The sequence below is a fragment of the Bacillus sp. SSR7 genome (assembly GCF_055902415.1).
This window is the reverse complement of sequence record NZ_JBVVXV010000012.1, coordinates 111190-128609: the sequence shown is the minus strand read 5'-3', so window position 1 is coordinate 128609 and position 17420 is coordinate 111190. Positions and strand designations below refer to the sequence as shown.

The following is a 17420-nucleotide window of genomic DNA, read 5'->3' as shown; positions in this document are numbered from 1 at the left end:
ACTTTACTAAGCTTTTTAATTACTATATGAATTATGGAGCGGAAGGTTCATCCGTAATATATTGACGGATTTGCATAATACGAGAGTTATTAAAAACATAATCAACATTTCCAATTTGAAAGCAGCCAGAATTTAAAAGTGTTCGTAATTCAACATCATTCACTTCGATAAAAGGACATTCATTTACAATGTTTAGTTTTACATCTGTCGTTCTTTTTGGGATTGTGATGTGTTCATCTGTAAAAATTTCAAATGCATCTAAGCGACCTTCCCCTTTTATATAACAAGGGATTTCTCTGTGGACGGCAAGAGCTCTACTTTTTAATTCCATTTGATTTGCATCTCCAACTTGAAATACGGCAGCAATCCCTAAAGAAATAATAGAAACATTTTGGACAACAGACACATGATGTAACATAATTTCTCAGTCTCCTTAACCTGGAGTAGGAGGGACATCTGTGACTAATGGTACAAATGGGCCCTCTGTAACAGTTTCGAATGGTGTATCAAGAATAGAAGATAGTATGAGGAAATTTGCATCCCCAATTAAAAAGAGTGCGGACGATGATACACCGTTCATTTTAATCTGTCCGACTTTTAATTCACGATTTACAACGTTAACATTCATACATACTTACTCCTTTCGGAAATTGCCCGGTATGTGTTGAATAAAAGAGAGGAAGGCTTTGTCGATATCATGTTTCATTGCTTGAATAATGATATCTCGTAAATAATCTGGATCTGTTGAAATCCCTTCATGTGATTGCGCTTGTGATAAATAATAAGGAAGTCTATGCTCCATCTGTTTCTTTATGTCATCAACCATCATTTGTCGATACATTTCATCGAGCGGCGTTCTCTCTTCTTGTTCAAAATGGAGAATTCGATTATATGCTTCTTCATCTAAGTAACGATGCATTTCTTGAAGGATGCCTTGGTAAAAGTCTGGATTTGTGTCAGTTTCAGGGTTGACTTTCAAAGTTTCTGTATCCACTTGAAAGTCTTCAATTTGCTGTCCTTTTGCTGAAAACGGATTTAAACCAATATTTAAAGTGCCATTTAAATTTTCAACTTTTAATTGATCGAATTTGTATTCCACTTTTCCTACAGAAGAGGAGGGGCGATTTTTTAATTCGTTAAGCTCTTCTTGGAGTTGGCGCACTTGATCTTCTAAATTTAGGATGGCTGTTTGTTGTGTTTGAAGAGCTTGCTGAAGTTGGTATAAGTAAGTATATATATCTTGATTCATTTGTGAAACCTCCTTTTCAATAGGGAGGGTAAATATATTCCTGCTATATATTTATGACAAGGATGTCTTAAGAAGAACTAGTTGATGGTTTAATAGAAATAATTTGTCCTTTCGCCTGTAATGGGCGAAGGGGCTCTGTAAATCCGCCAGTATTTGAGAATTTAGATAGAGCTTTAATACTTCCAGCAGTACCAATTTGGAATACAGAAGAGGTTGTAATGCTATCAATTTTAATGCTGTTAATGATGATACTTTGGTTTACATAAAAATTCAATACAATCGCCTCCTCTAAGTTGAACCAATTATCGCTTGATCAATTACGTCTGAGTCATTAACAGTCGTTGCACTTTGATAATTGTAGACAGAAACATTATCTCCAACATTAAAAGAGCCGGCCCCGGCGAAAGCACGTGAATAACTAATAGGCCTAATCGCAAATACATCTCCAATATGAAAAATACCACTTGATCCAATATTGACGATACGAATATGTCCGACCATAGCTGGCATACAAAACACCTTTCGTTTTTAAAGTTTTCTTTTCTACTATTGTATGGGCGTTTTCAATAAAATGTGTGTTTTTTTGAAATAAAAGAAGCACACACGTTATTGCGTGTGTGTATCGAGTGTTTGATTAGGGTGAAAATCCGTATGTACATGCCAAATTACATTTAAGAGCCTGTCCAGTTCTTGGCTACAATCCACTGTTTTTTGAGAAGTCATTCCGTAGCGTTCAGCAAAATAAATCATCTTTTCACGTTTTTTTTCAATCGCTTGCTCAAACATTGAAATCGGCTCCATCTCTAAATGAAATTTTTAGTATATTATGTAGTACATATTATACAAAAAAAACATAAAAAAGAAATGCATTCGCTAAAAAAAGTAAAATTTCTACATTTTATGCCAAATGATAAAGGAGTAACAAATCGGATATAAGAAGAATATTGTAAAAATTAGCGTGTATGAGAAGGTTTTTTTCTTACGGATGCGAATACAATTAAAGTGTATGAGTTTTAGGATGGAGAGTGGAAATATTGCGTTTGGTAACGGCGAAAAAAGATGAAAAGGTATTTGTAGGTATTGTGGATGAAGAGGAAGAAAAGGTATTGCATGTAAGAGAAGCGCAAAGACAAAAAGGGGAAAAGGTTACGATTCCAATTACAATGTTAGAGTGTATTGAAAGAGGAACCGAATGTGTTGAAAAAATGTGTGATATTGTCAATTGGGCGAAGGAAAATGAAGGAACCGCGTATTACCCGTTAACTGAGGTGAAAATATTAGCACCAATTCCAAGGCCAAGGAAGAATATTTTGTGCGTTGGAAAAAATTATCGTGAGCATGCGATAGAAATGGGCGGAGTAGAGTCAATTCCAGAAAATATAATGATCTTTACAAAAGCGCCAACGACAGTTATTGGAATGGATGAAAAAATTAATAGTCATCCCCACGCAACGAATGAACTAGACTATGAAGGAGAACTAGCTGTCATCATTGGTAAGCGAGGGAAACAAATAAAAAAAGAAAAAGCACTTGAGCATGTTTTTGGTTATACCATTATAAATGATATAACTGCTCGCGACATTCAAAGGAAGCATAAACAATTTTTCCTTGGAAAAAGTTTCGATACATTTTGTCCGATGGGACCGTATTTAATTCATAAATCGATGATTAATGCGCCAAATGCGTTACACATTGAAACGGTAGTAAATGGGGAAGTAAGACAAACTTCAAATACAAATAAAATGATTTTTTCAATAGAAGAAATCATTTCAACGATAAGTAAAGGAATGACATTAGAACCAGGAGATATTATCGCAACAGGAACCCCGGCTGGTGTTGGAAAAGGTTTCACACCACCGAAGTTTTTGCATGCTGGTGATGAAGTAGTCATTACAGTAGAAGGAATTGGTACTTTGCGAAATGTAGTGAAGTGAAGAAAAGAGCTATCTTATTAATAGATAGGTCTTTTTTATGGCCATGGAATATTGAAAAAATCTAAAATAGCGAAAATATATAATCCAATGAGTATTAATGTATAAATCCCAATTAGTATAACGGCAAGAGAACTTCTTTCGCGACCAAACCCGATAGCTGTAAGGAAAACAGCAGCCCAAAATGAGATTTTAAGTAGCATGAATGTATGAGGTGTTGAATAGTGACTAAGTAACGTTGTGGATAATAAGAATCCGATGAATGTAATGGAAATGAGAATAGTAGCTAAATAGTTAATATGTTTTCCATATTTCAAAAGCATACAACTACCCCCTTCGTAAAATAAACAGAATATTAAAATTTACTTTACGATAAACTATTAAAAAAAGAAAGAGGCTGTCCTAACATGTAGGACAGTCTCTCTATTATTACGATAATACCGCTTTAATTTTTTGGAATGCCCACTCTAAATCTTCTTCAGAGATTACTAGAGGTGGTGCGATACGAATTACATTTTCGTGTGTTTCTTTACATAATAGACCCGCTGCTTTTAGTTGTTCACAGTAAGGACGAGCTGGCTCGTTTAATTCGATACCGATAAATAAACCTTTACCACGAACTTCAGTAATCATTGGGTTATCAATTTCTTTTAATTGTCCAACTAATTTTTCACCTAATTGAAGAGAACGCTCTGTTAATTTTTCTTCTTCTAACACTTCAAGAGCTGCGATAGAAACAGCACATGCAAGTGGATTACCACCGAATGTAGAACCGTGAGAACCTGGCTCAAATACCCCTAAAATGTCGCGGTTTGCTGCAACGCAAGAGATTGGGAATACGCCGCCGCCAAGTGCTTTACCAAGTATGTACATGTCAGGAGTTACACCGTCCCAGTCACAAGCAAATACTTTACCAGTACGGCCTAAGCCAGTTTGGATTTCATCTGCTACGAATAAAACGTTTTCTTTTTTACATACTTCAAGAGCTTCTTTTAAGAAACCAGCTGGTGGGATGTTAATTCCTGCTTCACCTTGGATTGGCTCTAAAATGAATGCAGCTGTGTTTGGTGTAATAGCAGCTTTTAACGCTTCTAAATCACCATAAGGAATTACAACGATACCAGGAAGCATTGGACCGAATCCACGCTTGTACTCTTCGTTTGAAGACATAGAAACAGCACCCATCGTACGTCCGTGGAAGTTATCTTCACAAACGATAATTTCAGCACGGTTTGCTTCTACTTTCTTCACATCATAAGCCCATCGGCGAGCTGTTTTAATTGCAGTTTCAACAGCTTCTGCACCTGTATTCATTGGAAGTACCATTTCTTTATTTGTTAGTTTCGCAACTTTTTCGTACCAAGGACCTAATTGATCGCTATGGAAAGCACGAGAAGTTAACGTAACACGATTAGCTTGGTCAATTAAAGCGTTAATAATTTTTGGGTGACGATGACCTTGGTTTACTGCAGAATATGCACTTAATAAGTCCATATAGCGGTTTCCTTCAGGATCTTCTACCCAAACGCCTTCTGCTTTAGAAATAACGATTGGAAGTGGGTGATAGTTATTTGCCCCGTATGTGTCTGTAAGTTCGATAATATCCTTAGTTTGAATCATGATTGTTCCCCCTTTTGTTATTACAAGAAGTTTGTAAATACTCTAAATATTATAGCATTTAAATGTAAAAAAGCGAAACATTTCCTGAAAATAAATGAACATGTTATCATATAGAGTGAAAAAGTGTGAAAAGAGGAGGCAAGGGATACGATGGTACATATGCATATTACAGCATGGGCGTTAGGTTTAATTTTATTCTTCGTTGCGTATTCACTTTATTCAGCAGGAAGAAAAGGTAAAGGTGTACATATGGGGCTTCGCCTAATGTATATCTTCATTATTGTGACAGGATTCATGTTGTACATGAGTATTGTGAAAACAGCAACAGGTAGCATGCACATGTGGTACGGTTTAAAAATGTTAGCTGGTATATTAGTAATCGGTGGAATGGAAATGGTTCTTGTAAAAATGAGCAAAAACAAACCAACAGGGGCGGTTTGGGGCTTATTTATTGTCGCGCTAGTAGCGGTAATTTATCTAGGGCTGAAATTACCGATTGGTTGGAAAGTATTCTAATAAAGAAAATAAAACCACCTTATAATCTCAAAGACTTGGGAGATAAGGTGGTTTTTTATTTTATGTCGCATCGATATGCAACTCTTCTCCGTTCGCTTTTGTAAAACGAAACATATTTTTATTTGACGTAGCGTGACGAACGAAATGGTGCTGTAGTGTACAAATCATCTCTTCGTTATCAAATAAAAGAATATTTACTCCTTCGCATGCTTCCTCTTTCGGTAAAAAGGATAAATAATTATGACAATACATGCAATCATATAAAGAGTAATGAAGTGATTGCAATGCCTCTGTTAATAAGGCAAAGACAGAGTCAGGTAATTCCTCAAGCCATTCCGTATAGCTAAGGAGTAATTTTTTACGAATGCGTATCATTTCCCCATTTTGTAAATGGTGCTGTTCGTTGGCGATTTGTAATACATCTTGTTCATAGAAACGGGCTGGTAGCCAATTGTTATTATACAAAATTTCAAACCCATCTTCGGCAATCTCTTCTAATAAAAATGCTTCCTCATTTTCATCATCAAAGAATACCCATTCATTGTTTATATATTCTACATTACCGACCGTATGAGCGCGGGGCTGATTATATAAAATATGTTTACGTTGTATCATACACGATTTCTCCTTTATGAAAAGTAGTTATTCCTGTTATAGACAGTTCGTGCATTCTTTATAACTAGACACATATAGACATAGGTGGGCATACAATAAAACACGTTTTACTGAGTGAAAATGCTATTCCATATGTGGATAGTAGGTTATCGTCAAGTTTTTCATTTTTTTGATCCGCACTCTTAGGGTGGGGATTACTGCACGTTCAAGAAAAGAAATAAGATGGAAGGATGATTTATATGTGCGGGATTACAGGATGGGTGGATTATAAACGCTCATTAGAAGGAGAAAGAGATGTCGTTACGAAGATGGCTGAGACGTTAGCCAAACGTGGGCCGGATGATAATAAAGTTTGGATTAAAGGCAATGTCGCATTTGGACATAAACGGTTAATCGTTGTTGATCCTGAAGGTGGTAAACAGCCGATGACTTGTTTAAAAGATGAAACGAATTATGCCATTTGCTATAACGGTGAACTTTATAACACAGAAGACATTCGAAAGGAATTATTAAGAAGAGGATATACGTTCAAAGGTCATTCTGATACAGAAGTATTATTAGCTTCTTATATTGAATGGAAAGAAGAATGTGTCGATCATTTAAACGGTATATATGCGTTTGCAGTATGGGACGAACAGAAAGAACAAGTATTTATCGCGAGAGATCGATTAGGTGTAAAGCCACTTTTTTATAAATATGATAGCGGGCGCTTATTATTTGGTTCGGAGTTAAAAGCGATATTGTCGCATCCAGATGTGAAGGCGGAAGTAACGTTAGAAGGATTATCAGAAATATTCGGACTCGGACCGTCAAGAACGCCTGGCCACGGTATTTATGCTGGTATAAAAGAATTACGTCCAGGTCATGCGATGACATTTTCAAAGAACGGTTTATGTATATGGAGATATTGGAATGTAGAAAGTAAAAAGCATGAAGACTCCTTTGAAGAAACAGTAGAGAAAACACGTTTTTTATTACAAGATGCCATTACAAGGCAGCTCGTTTCTGATGTACCACTGTGCACTTTTCTATCAGGTGGTGTAGATTCGAGCGCTATTACAGCTATCGCAGCGAAAGAATACGAGAGATCGGGAAAAGGGCAATTACACACGTATTCTATTGATTACGAAGATAATGACAAATACTTTAAAGCGAATGCGTTTCAGCCAAATTCAGATGCACCATTTATTCATTTGATGACTGAAACGTTTCAAACAATCCATCATCGCTGCGTCATTTCAAATGAACAATTAGCGCAGTATTTAACAGAAGCAGTGTTCGTTCGCGATTTACCTGGTATGGCAGATATTGATTCGTCATTATTATGGTTTTGTCGAGAGATTAAACAAGATTTTGTCGTCGGTCTATCTGGGGAATGTGCAGATGAAATATTTGGTGGTTATCCGTGGTTTTATAGAGAGGATGATTTACAATCGAGTGCATTTCCGTGGATGCGCTCTACAGAAGCACGTGAACAACTGCTAAAGAAAGAATGGAGAAATAAATTAAACTTACAACAATATGTACAGCGGCGCTATGAAGAGTCCATTCAAGAAGTTCCTATTTTAGAGGGAGAAAGCCCAATTGAAGCAAAGAGACGACAATTATTTTATTTAAATATGGTATGGTTTATGACAACATTATTAGACAGAAAAGACCGTATGAGTATGGGTGCAAGCTTAGAGGTACGGGTTCCGTTTGCGGATCACCGACTTGTCGAATATGCTTGGAATATTCCTTGGGAAATGAAAATGTATAAAAATCGCGAAAAAGGTCTATTACGTAAAGCGTTAGAAGGATTACTTCCAAATGAAATCTTATATAGAAAGAAGAGTCCGTATCCGAAAACACATAATCCGCACTATACGAAAGCAGTAACAGTATGGCTACAAGATTTATTAACGGATAAAGGCTCAATTTTACACGAACTATTTGATAAAGAGCAGCTGAGCGGATTAATTGAGTCAGGCGGCAGTGCATTTCAATCCCCTTGGTTCGGTCAATTAATGACTGGTCCTCAACTTTTAGCTCATTTAGCGCAAATTCATGTTTGGTTTAAAGAATATGGGGTAAATATTAAGGAATAGAAGAAAAGCGACTTACTTTTGTGTAAGTCGCTTTTTATTAAAAAAATTGTCATATAAAATTCAAAATCATATTAGAAATAATACTTATTTAGAATAATTATTTTGACGTACTTATTATTAGTTGGTATAATTGGAAACAAATGTTCTTGAAAAAGATTCTCATTTATAAAATTGAGGTGTTATATAGATGAAAAAGAAAAAAATAGGTTTACTCGTAATGGCGTATGGAACGCCGGATTCATTAGATGAAGTAGAGGCATATTATACACATATTCGTCATGGGCGTAAGCCATCCGAAGAAGCGCTCCAAGATTTAATCGGGCGCTATAAAGCAATTGGCGGAATTTCACCGCTTGCAAAAATTACGAAAGAGCAAGCGCATAAATTAACAGACTCAATGAATAATATGTTTACAGAGTATGAATTTAATTGTTACTTAGGCTTAAAACATACTGCTCCGTTTATAGAAGATGCAGTAGAAGAGATGAAACGTGATGGAATTGAACAAGCGATTAGTATCGTATTAGCGCCGCATTATTCTACCTTTAGCATTAAGGCATATAACGAGCGTGCAATTCGTCTCTCGGAGGAAATAGGTGGTCCTGTTATTGAGCCGATTGAACAATGGTACGATGAACCGAAGTTTATTTCGTATTGGGCAGATCAAATAAAAGAAACATTTACAAAAATTGAAGATAAAGAGAAAGCAATCGTAATTTTTTCGGCGCATAGTTTACCAGAAAAAATTATTGCAGCGGGTGACCCTTATGTGGAGCAATTACAGCATACAGCGGATTTAATCGCAGCAGCTGCAAACATCCAAAACTATACAATTGGTTGGCAAAGCGCCGGAAATACACCTGATCCATGGATTGGACCGGATGTGCAAGATTTAACGAGAGATTTATTTGAAGAGCATAGATATAAATCTTTCATATATTGCCCAGTTGGCTTTGTGGCAGAGCATTTAGAAGTTTTATATGACAACGATTACGAGTGTAAAGTTGTAACGGATGAAATAAATGCTACGTATTTTAGACCGAATATGCCGAATGCACAATCTATATTTATCGATTGCTTAACTGAAATTGTTTCCAAAAAAATGAAAGAAGTAGTTGACAAAGATCTAATTTTGAATAATAATTAATTTATAATAATTTCAAATAAATAATAATTACTATGAAAGAAAGAGGAGGATCCCCCTAGATGAATCCAAATAATCGCTTAACAACAAACCAAGGTGCTCCGGTTGGAGACAATCAAAATTCTCGTACAGCTGGTCGCCGTGGACCGGTATTATTAGAAGACTATCATTTAGTAGAAAAATTGGCTCACTTTGATCGTGAACGTATTCCAGAGCGTGTTGTACACGCACGTGGTGCAGGTGCTCACGGTGTATTCGTTACGAAAAATAGCATGAAGCAATATACGAAAGCAGCATTTTTACAAAATGAAGGAACTGAAACGCCTGTATTTGTTCGTTTTTCAACGGTTATTCATGGTCAAGGTTCTCCAGAAACAGCTCGTGATCCGCGTGGGTTCGCTGTTAAATTTTATACAGAAGAAGGAAACTATGATATCGTAGGTAATCATTTACCGGTCTTCTTCATTCGTGATGCAATTAAATTCCCTGATATGGTGCATTCTTTAAAACCAGCACCTGATACAAATATTCAAACACCAGATCGTTACTGGGATTTCATGACGTTAAGCCCAGAATCTACACATATGATGACATGGGTATTTTCTGATTACGGTACACCAGCGAGCTATCGTGAAATGGAAGGTTTCGGTGTACACTCATTTAAATGGATTAATGCAGAAGGTAAAATTGTCTACATTAAATATCACTGGAAACCACAGCAAGGTGTACGTAACTTAAGTGCAAAAGAAGTGCAAGAAGTACAAGGAAAAGACTTCAACCATGCAACTCGTGACTTGTTCGATGCAATCGAAAAAGGAAATTATCCGAAGTGGGATTTACACGTACAAGTAATGCAATTAGAAGAAACGGATTCTTTAGATTTCGATCCGTTAGATCCAACGAAAGTTTGGCCAGAAGATCGTTTCCCATTAATGGAAGTAGGGACAATGACGTTAAATCGTAACCCGAAAAACTTCTTTGCTGAAGTAGAACAAGTGGCGTTCTCTCCAAGTGCAACAGTAAATGGTATTGAACCATCTGAAGATAAATTATTACAAGGTCGTTTATTCTCTTATCCAGATACACAGCGTTATCGCCTTGGTGCAAACTACTTACAAATTCCTGTAAACTGCCCATATGCAGCTGTTCATAACCAACAACGTGATGGTGCGATGCAAATCAATCAAAACCCATCTACAATCAACTACGAACCGAGCCGTCATGCTGAAAATCCAGTTGAAGACCCAGCTTACCGCGATTCAACTATGAAAGTAGAAGGCTATGTATCTCGTGAGAAAATTGACAAACCAAATGATTTCAAACAAGCAGGTGAGCGTTACCGTTCATTCTCTAAAGAAGAGCAAGACAATTTAATTGCAAACTTAACAAATGACTTAAAAGACGTAAATGAACGCACGAAATTACTAGCTGTTTGTAACTTCTTCCGTGCAGATCAAGAGTACGGTATGCGCTTAGCACAATCATTAAATGTTGATATTACGCAATATGTAGGAAATGCTCCGAAATAAATTGGAAAAGACGACCGTTTAACGGTCGTCTTTTTGTGTAAAAGATATTTTACATGAGGGGTAAAAGGTGTTATACTCTTGTCAAATAAGTTTTACATATAAGAGGTGTATTTTGATGGCTGTTTTGATTTTTATTATTGCGTTAAGTGTCTTTTTATTTGTAGTGTTTGCTATTATAAAAATGTTTATAGCAATTGGGAAACAAGGTGATGAGCGTGCTGTATTTATAAAAAATAAAGCGATGGCAGAGACGTTTCAAATTGCAATGGGGCTAATGGTACTTGAGATGATCCCTTTTATTTATCATCGTTTTAATGAAACGGTAGGAACACCGTTTAATCCCGTTCGTTTTTTAGCTGTAATAGCGATTGCATTTCTTATTATATTAAGTTTGAATAAAAGTAAGTATGGTGATTCGTGAGTGACACGGGTGTATTTTACGTTTAAGTCATGTCGAAGTTTGTTGGTAAATCGATATCCTGTGTCGAAACGTCGATATATTGAAATAATCGCTCATATATTTGAAAAATCGTCGATATATCCGAATAATCGCCGATATATTCTACCCAATACTAGATGGGGTATTTCAAGATGCGAATATAAACACTATGTAACGGTTCCCCTACATTCAATAAAGCTAAGCAGCCTGAGTTCTACAATAGATAGGAACTCAGGCCTTTTTATGCGAAAAATTTATGAAATCTTTTTGGGACAAAACTGAGGACGAGGAAAAGTGCGATTTCACCTAAAATAGCGACAATGATATTAAATAAGAAGGTGCGAAAATTTGTAGTGATATGATTAAGAATTGCGTATTTCCAATAGGATAAGCTCATGAAAATCACTCCCTGAGGCATTTTTTATAGTATATAAAATTTGTTTCGTAAAAGTGCATGTCTTAGTTTGTGATTTGTAAAAAAACAAAACGAATTCTCAATATAATCTCAATAATTGAGCAAGAATAATGTGGAATATATTACCTGTATACTTGCATAAGAATAGAAAAGTTCACAAAACATTTTTCTGAATTAACATAAAATTTACAAAAAACTAATAAGTTGTTGAAATAATGCAAATGAAAATATATACTCGATATATACTTTTTACAAAAAAAGGATGTGACAAAATGGATTACACGTTTACTTAGCTTGGATAGGATTGATTCATTTTACAGACTCAAAAATAATGAAGTGAGGAGAAATGTACATGTTTCGATTTATGAAATCACCAATCGGTATAGCTGTTGGGGTAGCAGCAGTTATATTGGCGTCACCGAAAGCGAGAACGGGGTTAAGAAAATTAGCGGTAAAAACAGTATCTGCTTTTCTCGGTGCAAAAGAACAAATGAAAAGTGCTGGTTCAGAAATGGAAGAAGCTCTGCCGAAAGTGAAAGAAGCGGCACGAAAAGTGGCGGTAAAAACAGTATCACCGATTATCGGAGCAGTAGAAGCAGTGCCGATTACAATTTCTAAATTCCAGGAAAAATGGGCATCTCGTGTAAATGCATATCATTCGAATGAGAGTGTAGATTATGAAAGCCTACCTGTTACTCCTTAAATAGTAAGTGATGTTATTTCATTTACAAGAATAAGGAGGATGATGATGCAGAGTAAATCATTGAAAACGAGATTTATACGATCGTTACCTGGAAGAATTCGAATTGAAATATATAAACTGAAATACAATACAAATATGGCGAACTTGATAGTAGAACGTTTTCGTGACGTGGAAGGTATTTATCAAGTAAGTCCCTCTATTTCTACAGGAAGAGCCCTTATTACTTACGATATCAACAAGACCTCTCTACATACAATTTGTGAAATAATTAAACTCCTAGAAGAACAAATTACAAAGAATAATAACCTTAATAATATGGAAGAAACGAAGAAAGTAGAAGATTCTTCATCTAGTGTAATTTCTTACGAGAAAAAAGGTGAAGGTGTCCCGTTACCGTTAGCGCTTTCTGTCGCTGGATTAGGTGCATTTGGTATAAAACAATTATTTATGGGAAGGTCAGCTTTAGCTAGAAGTCCAGGGCTTTTTTATGTATCGGGTGCTTTATCCGTTGTAACAGGATATCCGTTTCTTAAACGAGGATTCAAAAAAATGGTTGCTAGCAAAAAAGTGAATTCTGATTTAGTGCTTGGCATAGGAACGCTAGCGCTAGCACTTGCGCGAGAAAATATTATCGTATTAGCGGGACTTAGTCTATTAAACTATTTAAATTGGAAGCGTAGTCAGGCGAATATAAATGAAGAAACAGATTCGTACAAAGAAAGGATTTTATCCCCGGAGATTAAAGCATACAGTGAAAGACAATCGAAATGGGGCATGTTTTTTGGCGGAGCAACATGGGCATTTACGAGAAATCCGTTACGCGGAATGGCGGTTTTATTAGCTGCGAATCCAAAACCTGCTGTTTCGTCTGCTGAGTATGCGTGGCGACAAGGGGATCTCGTTGCGCGAGAAAGAGGATACGTTATTCCAAATGAAGGGTCATTATCTCAATTGTCTCGAACGAGAACGGTCGTATTTGACGATGTGTCTCGTATATTCCGTAATGAAGCAGCGGAGATTAGCTGTGTTTCAGAGGATAAAGGGCAAATTTGGTGCACCGCAGCTTCGTTACTAGAGAAAAGTGAGCATGATTGGAAAGATGAGGTTGTGCAACGAGCGAAGCAAACAGGAAGAACGTTAAGGAAAGCTTTTGAAGTTGAAGTTGATGATGAAGGGATAAAAGGTGATATACAAGGAATTCCATCCTTTATCGGTAGTCAAGTATTTGCAAAACGAAATGGTGTAGATATAAGCCTGTATGTGTTAGAAGCGAAGAGGCTGAGCAAAGAAGGATTTAACGTTCAGTTTGTTGCTAAAGGTCAAAAGTGCCTCGGATTGTTAGTTGGATCAAAAATAGCAATTGTTCCTGAGTTTGCAGACATCTTTCTTAAGTTAAACGAAAATAAATGTGCGATAGCTGTTATGGAAAATAGTTTGAATATGAATAAGAGTGTTCTTACGCAATACGGTATTGATGTAAGTTGGCAACATAGCGATGTTGTAGAGCGTGTAGAGCGTATTCGTTCGAATGGGGAAGAAGTATTATTTGTATGTGAAAATGATATTGAATTTCCGTCTGTATCTCACCATGAAATGAAAAATATATTTCAATCTATAGCCTATGCAGAACGAATCGATTTATTGGTGAAAGAACATTTTCGAGTAGCAAAAATGTGGAACATTGCTGGAGAGATGTTGGCTGTTTGGTCTATATTTACTGCACCTGTCATCGCTTTAATGGCGAATGCTCTATCTTTAACATTTTTATCTAGGGCGAAGCGGGTGAGTGAGAAGATTTTTTCTAATAAAGAGATAGGGAATAAGAACGACTCGCCAGTGAGAGAACCTTCTACTAAATGGTATACACTCTCGCAAGAAGATGTAATAAATGATTTACAAGTGGAGAAACAGCAGGGATTAAGTGAGCAAGAAGTGCAAGTGCGACAAGAAAAGTATGGGGTGAATACAATTGAACCGAAGCAGTCTGTTCCTTGGATTGTTTCATTTATGGGCCAATTTAAAGAGTTTACATCGCTTATTTTACTTGGAGCAGCTGGAGTGTCTGTATTATCAGGCGGTGTGTTTGACGGGTTAGCAATGGGCATAATCCTCGTTGTCAATGCAGTAATTGGAACTCTTCAAGAGCGGAAGGCCGAAAAAGTAGTGGAAGCTTTAAATCAATTCCATGCGCCGAATTGTACAGTACTTCGAGAAGGAGAAGAAGTAGAAATAGCAAGTAGTGAGCTTGTTCCCGGTGATATTGTTTGCCTGCAGGCTGGAGACCGTGTACCTGCTGATCTTCGTACTATACATTCTTGGAATTTGGAAGTGAATGAAGCGATGTTAACGGGGGAGTCTCTACCTGTTGAGAAGAAAGTGGATGCTATAGGAGAAGAATGTTCGTTAGCGGAGCGGAATAATATGCTCTTTATGGGTACGTCTGTAACGCGCGGTAAAGCGAGAGCTATAGTAGTAGAAACAGGGATGAGTACAGAAATGGGCTATATGATTTCCTTGATGAAAGGAGAAGAAACAGAGCCTACACCACTCCAGCAAAAGGTGACGTCTATTAGTAAAACATTTATTAAAGGGGCTTTTGTAGCTGGTGGTATTGTACTTGTAGCGGGATTACTACGTGGTTTACCAATTACGCAAATGATTACAACGTCAGTTGCTCTTACAGCATCAGCTGTTCCAGAAGGTTTGCCGATTATGATTACAATCGCTTTAAGCGCAGGGATATTCCGTATGCAGAAGCAAAATGCGCTCGTTCGGAAGCTTTCCAGTTTAGAAACGTTGGGTAGAACAACGGTTATTTGCTCTGATAAAACAGGTACTCTTACGAAGAACGAAATGACGGTTAAAGTGATCGCTACACCAAATCGTGTATGGGGTGTATCTGGTGACGGATATGAACCAGTTGGTAAGATTTCGGATGTAACGTCATCTAAAGTCGCTGCTGCTGTAGAGATGGAAGTAGAAGAAGCGACTTATCATGAAAGTGAAAACACACCATTAGAACATCCAGATTTAGTTCGCGTTCTGCAAATTAGTGTCCTTTGTAATAATAGTAAATTAGAACAAGAAGAGGATCAGTGGATTGTGAAAGGTGACCCGACTGAAGGAGCTTTGTTAAGTTTGGCCTCTAAAGCGGGGGTGTCACAAAAAGATATGACATCATTTGAACGACATCATGAAGAACCGTTCGACTCTGAGACGAAAATTATGAGTGTCGTTTGTAAGGAAAATGAATCAATCTATAAGTTTTCGAAAGGATCTGTAGAGGCGATTCTTACTAGATGTAAATGGTATCAACATAATGGCGAAATCTATCCGTTATGTGATCAAGAAAAAGAAGTGATTTTACAACAAAATGAAGGTTTTGCAGAACAGGCGCTGCGAGTATTAGGTTTTGCGTATAGTAATGGTGAAAATGATGACCTTATTTTTGTTGGATTAGTTGGTATGATTGATCCGCCGAAACCTGAAGTAGAAGAGAGTATTCGTGAAGCGATTGAACTTGGTGTAAAACCAGTCATGATTACTGGGGATCATCCGACTACGGCGATCTCTATTGCGAAGCAGACTGGCATTTGGAATCGTGATGATCATGTTTTAACAGGGATAGAAATTGATAATTTAACAGATGAAGAGTTGGAAAATATCGTGAAAAGCACGTCTGTGTTTGCGCGAGTAACGCCAGCCCATAAATTACGCATAGTAACTGCATATCAAGCTGACGGTCAAATTGTAGCGATGACCGGGGATGGTGTAAATGATACACCTGCTATAAAGAAAGCGAACATCGGTATTGCAATGGGGCAAACGGGAACAGAAGTAACGAAAGAGGCTGCCGATCTTATATTGAAAAAAGATCATTTCGGTTCCATTGTGGAAGGGGTAAAAGAAGGTAGAACGATCATTGGTAATATTCGAAAAGCAGTTGGGTGTTTATTAACGGGAAATTTAGCTGAAGTATTAGTGACAAGTGCAGCAGTTATTGCAGGAATGCCCATTCCGTTAGTGCCAATTCAAATTTTATTAATGAATCTCATTACGGATGCTTTACCAGCGATGATTTTAGCTGTAAATCCTGGAAACAAAACGAAGCAAACGAAACGTCAAGATATTGTTGATAAAGAGCTATACAAAAAGGTTGTAACGCGAGGCATACTGCTTGGAGCAGGTTCACTTGCTTTATTCGGTATGAGCTTAGCAGCTGGCGTGCCTCTTGCGGTAGCGCAAACATCAGCATTTGCTGCATTAGTTGCAGGTCAACTTATTCAAACGTTCTCTTGGAGACAAGAAGGATCGGACGAAACGATGCGTGATTGGTCAAAAGATCGTTTCTTTGTGACAGCGTTAGGAACGTCTTGGCTTGTATTATTATCAGCTATATATGTTCCGCCGTTTGCTCGTATATTCCATACCGTTCCATTGACATTTATGCAATGGGTACCTGTTCTTCTTGTAGCGGGCACAGTATCTCAAATTTCAAAACCTATTATTAATGTAGTTTCATATAAGAATGATGATTCAAAAAAATTGGCAGTTAATGAACTAGCATTATTAAAAACAGTGTAAAGGAGTAATGAAAATGATACGAAAAATTGTTATTGGATCTACTTTAGCGTTAGCAAGTGCCGCTTTATTACCTGTTGTAAGAAATACACTTCGTCCACTTGTTGAATCAGGGGCAAAAGGTGTGAAGTCTACTTTTGAAACGATTAAAGAAGAAGTGGAAGATATTATTGTAGAAGCGAAAATGGATAGAATGCAAAAACAATTTGAGAAAGAGCTTTCTTATGTTGAAGATGATCATGCTGAAGAGCAAGAGGTAATAGAAGCAGCTGCAAAGGTTGAGGAAAAGGAGGAAGTAAGAAATGACGCATAAAGCTGTTGAACAAAATGTAGATTACCATTTAGAAAAAGCGTTAGAGCATTTTGAACAGGCGCTAGACTTGAGTGTAAAGGTGGCATCAGAAAATAAAGAAATGCAAAAAGAGATTGCTACTAAAATGGGATCTTTTACGGGAGATATTTTTCAATCCGTTCGTGAAAAAGGAAAAGTGAATCGCATGAATATAATGAAGTGGTTCACTTTGCCTCGTTTTTAAAAAGAATTGTTAATTGAGAGGGATATAGGGAGTGTTGTCTCCCTTATCCATATTC

General features: G+C 37.0%; 19 protein-coding genes. 10 read left to right on the top strand and 9 right to left on the bottom strand.

The features are described 5' to 3' along the window. Positions 1 to 31: 31 nt before the first annotated feature. From AC0NJG_RS19920 to AC0NJG_RS19895, 6 genes are all read right to left on the bottom strand, one after another. Positions 32 to 418 carry a spore germination protein GerPE gene (locus AC0NJG_RS19920; protein ID WP_087951644.1) on the bottom strand — a complete coding sequence of 129 codons (387 nt, stop codon included), beginning with the start codon at positions 416 to 418 and terminating at the stop codon, positions 32 to 34. Between the two features lie 15 nt (positions 419 to 433). Then, the gene (gerPD, locus tag AC0NJG_RS19915) at positions 434 to 628 is read right to left on the bottom strand and encodes a spore germination protein GerPD (protein WP_001102341.1); all 195 of its coding nucleotides are present in this window, start codon (positions 626 to 628) and stop codon (positions 434 to 436) included. A gap of 6 nt (positions 629 to 634) precedes the next feature. Then, positions 635 to 1249 (bottom strand): spore germination protein GerPC, encoded by a 615-nt coding sequence (gene gerPC, locus AC0NJG_RS19910; RefSeq protein WP_087951645.1) that lies wholly within the window; start codon positions 1247 to 1249, stop codon positions 635 to 637. Positions 1250 to 1316: 67 nt separating this feature from the next. Beyond that, positions 1317 to 1523, bottom strand: a complete 207-nt coding sequence (gene gerPB / locus AC0NJG_RS19905; protein ID WP_001012508.1) for a spore germination protein GerPB — start codon at positions 1521 to 1523, stop codon at positions 1317 to 1319. A 14-nt stretch (positions 1524 to 1537) separates the two neighbouring features. Next, positions 1538 to 1759, bottom strand: coding sequence for a spore germination protein GerPA (gene gerPA / locus AC0NJG_RS19900; RefSeq protein WP_001111187.1), 222 nt, complete (start codon positions 1757 to 1759; stop codon positions 1538 to 1540). A gap of 96 nt (positions 1760 to 1855) precedes the next feature. Beyond that, positions 1856 to 2035 (bottom strand): aspartyl-phosphate phosphatase Spo0E family protein, encoded by a 180-nt coding sequence (locus AC0NJG_RS19895; protein ID WP_000462845.1) that lies wholly within the window; start codon positions 2033 to 2035, stop codon positions 1856 to 1858. Between the two features lie 248 nt (positions 2036 to 2283). On the opposite strand from AC0NJG_RS19895, the gene AC0NJG_RS19890 reads away from it, so the two are divergent. Continuing rightward, positions 2284 to 3183 carry a fumarylacetoacetate hydrolase family protein gene (locus AC0NJG_RS19890; RefSeq protein ID WP_173601724.1) on the top strand — a complete coding sequence of 300 codons (900 nt, stop codon included), beginning with the start codon at positions 2284 to 2286 and terminating at the stop codon, positions 3181 to 3183. Between the two features lie 35 nt (positions 3184 to 3218). Here the strand turns inward: AC0NJG_RS19890 and AC0NJG_RS19885 are convergent, their stop codons facing one another. Both AC0NJG_RS19885 and rocD read right to left on the bottom strand, forming a co-directional pair. After that, complete coding sequence (locus tag AC0NJG_RS19885; RefSeq protein WP_087951647.1) at positions 3219 to 3503, bottom strand: hypothetical protein; 285 nt, start codon at positions 3501 to 3503, stop codon at positions 3219 to 3221. A gap of 106 nt (positions 3504 to 3609) precedes the next feature. Beyond that, positions 3610 to 4800, bottom strand: a complete 1191-nt coding sequence (gene rocD, locus AC0NJG_RS19880) for an ornithine aminotransferase (protein WP_000616655.1) — start codon at positions 4798 to 4800, stop codon at positions 3610 to 3612. Between the two features lie 150 nt (positions 4801 to 4950). Between rocD and AC0NJG_RS19875 the strand changes: the two genes are divergently transcribed. After that, complete coding sequence (locus AC0NJG_RS19875) at positions 4951 to 5316, top strand: YisL family protein (protein WP_000233489.1); 366 nt, start codon at positions 4951 to 4953, stop codon at positions 5314 to 5316. A gap of 60 nt (positions 5317 to 5376) precedes the next feature. Here AC0NJG_RS19875 and AC0NJG_RS19870 read toward each other — a convergent pair whose 3' ends face one another. Further along, positions 5377 to 5931 carry a DUF2777 domain-containing protein gene (locus AC0NJG_RS19870; protein WP_087951648.1) on the bottom strand — a complete coding sequence of 185 codons (555 nt, stop codon included), beginning with the start codon at positions 5929 to 5931 and terminating at the stop codon, positions 5377 to 5379. A gap of 239 nt (positions 5932 to 6170) precedes the next feature. Here AC0NJG_RS19870 and asnB point away from each other — a divergent pair, with 239 nt between their 5' ends. The 8 genes from asnB to AC0NJG_RS19830 all read left to right on the top strand — a co-directional run bounded on the left by asnB (position 6171) and on the right by AC0NJG_RS19830 (position 17365). Next, complete coding sequence (asnB, locus tag AC0NJG_RS19865) at positions 6171 to 8018, top strand: asparagine synthase (glutamine-hydrolyzing) (RefSeq protein WP_474063323.1); 1848 nt, start codon at positions 6171 to 6173, stop codon at positions 8016 to 8018. Between the two features lie 187 nt (positions 8019 to 8205). Continuing rightward, entirely contained in the window at positions 8206 to 9165 is a 960-nt protein-coding gene (hemH, locus tag AC0NJG_RS19860; RefSeq protein WP_087994584.1) for a ferrochelatase, read from the top strand. Positions 9166 to 9224: 59 nt separating this feature from the next. Beyond that, positions 9225 to 10691, top strand: a complete 1467-nt coding sequence (katB, locus tag AC0NJG_RS19855; protein ID WP_001069174.1) for a catalase KatB — start codon at positions 9225 to 9227, stop codon at positions 10689 to 10691. Between the two features lie 115 nt (positions 10692 to 10806). Beyond that, positions 10807 to 11112, top strand: coding sequence for a hypothetical protein (locus tag AC0NJG_RS19850; protein ID WP_173601726.1), 306 nt, complete (start codon positions 10807 to 10809; stop codon positions 11110 to 11112). Between the two features lie 785 nt (positions 11113 to 11897). Next, a complete protein-coding gene (locus AC0NJG_RS19845; protein WP_016716852.1) occupies positions 11898 to 12248 on the top strand; it encodes a YtxH domain-containing protein in 351 nt (116 codons plus the stop codon). Between the two features lie 45 nt (positions 12249 to 12293). Further along, positions 12294 to 16832, top strand: coding sequence for a cation-translocating P-type ATPase (locus tag AC0NJG_RS19840; protein ID WP_173601727.1), 4539 nt, complete (start codon positions 12294 to 12296; stop codon positions 16830 to 16832). A 13-nt stretch (positions 16833 to 16845) separates the two neighbouring features. Beyond that, the gene (locus tag AC0NJG_RS19835; RefSeq protein WP_000619723.1) at positions 16846 to 17142 is read left to right on the top strand and encodes a hypothetical protein; all 297 of its coding nucleotides are present in this window, start codon (positions 16846 to 16848) and stop codon (positions 17140 to 17142) included. Continuing rightward, positions 17132 to 17365 (top strand): hypothetical protein, encoded by a 234-nt coding sequence (locus AC0NJG_RS19830; RefSeq protein WP_016716854.1) that lies wholly within the window; start codon positions 17132 to 17134, stop codon positions 17363 to 17365. Before AC0NJG_RS19835 ends, AC0NJG_RS19830 begins: the two co-directional genes overlap by 11 nt. The last annotated feature ends 55 nt before the right edge of the window (positions 17366 to 17420 follow it).